The organism is uncultured Gimesia sp., from assembly GCF_937919775.1.
Lineage (GTDB): Bacteria > Planctomycetota > Planctomycetia > Planctomycetales > Planctomycetaceae > Gimesia.
Genome location: NZ_CALFPF010000644.1, coordinates 1 through 2,619, shown reverse-complemented (window position 1 = coordinate 2,619; position 2,619 = coordinate 1). Strand labels below are relative to the sequence as shown.

Below are 2,619 nucleotides of genomic sequence, written 5' to 3'. Positions count from 1 at the left end.
CGAGGTATTGGACAAGCTGCGGTTTATTATTAATCGTGATATCGATGTCGTGATGGCACCGATTGAATCGATTCAGGCAGCGATCAACCGGCACTACGGTCAAAGTGAAACAGAGTCGGTCGATACGATGCTGAAAGAGTTTACGGAAACAGCCATCGACATTACGGCGACGGAACTCGCCAGCTCCGGTTCCATGGTGGCAGAAGACGACAGTGCCCCTGTGATTCGGCTTGCCAACCTGATTATCAGCGAAGCCGTGAATATGCGGGCCAGCGATATCCATGTTGAGCCTTTCGAGGATCGGATTCGGATTCGCTATCGAATTGACGGCGTGCTGATCGAACGGGACAGCCCGCCGAAACGTTTGTTGATGGCTCTGGTTTCGCGTTTCAAAATTATGGCTCAGATGGATATTGCGGAAAAACGACGCCCTCAGGATGGTCGAATCAAGACTTCGATTGCGGGAAAAGACTTCGACTTGCGCGTGAGTATTCTGCCAACCAATCATGGGCAGGCAGTGGTCATGCGTATTTTGGACCGGGATAACATTAAAGTGGGGATTCGCAGCCTGGGATTTTCAGAAGAAAACTACCGGCGGTTTCAGACGATCATCAGAAGACCCAACGGGATTTTTCTTGTGACAGGTCCTACGGGAAGTGGTAAAACTACAACTTTGTATAGTGCTCTGGGTGAGTTAAACCGTCCGGACCGCAAGATTATCACCGCCGAAGATCCAGTGGAATATTACCTGCCCGGTATCAATCAGGTGGAAGTCAAACACCATATCGGTCTGAATTTTTCCCGTATTATTCGTGCCATGTTGCGACAGGCACCCAATGTGATCCTCGTAGGAGAGATTCGAGATAAGGAAACAGCAGAGATGGCAATTCAAGCTTCTTTGACAGGACACTTGGTATTCAGTACGCTACATACGAACGATGCGCCCGGTTCTATTACACGACTGATCGACATGGGGGTACAGCCGTTCCTTGTAGCTTCCAGTGTGATGGCAGTAATGGCACAGCGTCTGGTGCGTGTTGTTTGTGGAAAATGTGTCGAGACTTATGTGCCGGATCCGACTGAGGTGGAGTATCTGGGGCTGACACCCTCTCAGATGGAGGTGGGCATTTTTCATCGTGGTAAAGGATGTAACACATGTTCACATTCTGGTTACAAAGGTCGAAAAGCGGTGTTTGAGCTGATGATGATGAATTCGGCTATACGTGAAATGACTTTTCGCAGTGAACCCTCTCAAAATATCAGAAGACAGGCACGTTTGTTCGGTATGAAATCGTTGGCGGAAGATGCGTTAGACAAAGCATTGCTGGGGATTACCACGCTCTCGGAAGCGATGAAACTGTCGAAGGGTTTGGATTGATCGATTCCGTCTCATGCTTTCCGGGTTGAATCAGCAATTTTGGAGTCACTGAGCGGATTTGAGCAGGAAAACCGGAATGTTTTTCAGATGAAGATCTTGATCTATTTAAGGGCTTTTGTTGAGTTTTGAAGTTGATTACCGGATAATTCAATCACATCCGTTATTTTTGCGGCTGATTTCATTTTTTGCATTTCTAAATCGTCTTATCTATATTTTTAATTGATTCAACATTGAACGTAGTCTTGTTTCAACAACCAGTTGTGTCGCGAAAGAGGATTTCTCGTTGCATGATCGTTCCGGAAGAATGAGCTGAAGCAACGTGTGGGAGAGTTCCTGTTTTTGTGGCCGGTTTCATTTCAAGTCGTTAACTGGTGATCGCTTACTTCTCAGGCAACAGGTTTTCAGAAAGTACTTTGGATGGCAACAGTTCAGATTGACAAGTTATTGGAGACGGTCGTTAAAGAACGTGTGAGCGATTTGCATATCACCACAGGTCAGCCTCCAGTAGTCCGCGCTGGCGGGCACATGGTTCGGCTGGAAACCAAAAGTCTGGAACCGTCTGATACGGTCGCATTAATGAAAAGTATCACGCCGGAAAGAAATCAACAGGAATTGCAGGAAGTGGGGGGGACCGACTTCGGCTTTGCCTACGGCGACAAGGCGCGGTTTCGCGTTTCCGTTTTCAAGCAGCGCGGTCATATCGCGATGGTTTTGCGGCGAATTCCGAATGAATTTCTGACGTTTGAACAACTGGGGCTGCCGTCGGTCATTACCGATCTGCTGGAGCGGCCACGCGGGCTCTTTCTGGTGACTGGTCCAACGGGTAGCGGTAAAACGACCAGTCTGGCCAGTATGATCAATTATATGAATGATACGATGGATCATCACATCATTACGATGGAAGATCCGATTGAGTATTATCATGAGCACAAAAAATCAACCATCAATCAACGCGAAATCGGCGTTGATGTTCCGTCGTTTCCTGAAGCACTCAGACGCGCATTGCGGCAGGACCCGGATGTGATTCTGGTGGGGGAAATGCGAGACCTTGAAACCATTTCGGCGGCGATTACGGCTGCGGAAACAGGCCACGTGGTCTTTGGTACTCTGCATACAACCGGGGCTCAGGGAACTGTCGACCGAATTATCGACGTGTTTCCTACTAACCAGCAGGAACAGATTCGAACCCAGTTATCAACGTCCATCATCGGGATTCTCAGTCAGGCTTTGCTGCCTAAAAA

General features: G+C 48.2%; 2 protein-coding genes. Both read left to right on the top strand.

All coding sequences use genetic code 11. The annotated features are described in order from the left end of the window. Positions 1–1,378 (top strand): ATPase, T2SS/T4P/T4SS family (locus tag Q0294_RS18410; RefSeq protein WP_299468378.1); only part of this gene is annotated, 1,378 nt, incomplete at its 5' end. A gap of 417 nt (positions 1,379–1,795) precedes the next feature. Further along, on the top strand, positions 1,796–2,619 hold an 824-nt coding region (locus Q0294_RS18405), incomplete at its 3' end, for a type IV pilus twitching motility protein PilT (protein WP_299468376.1).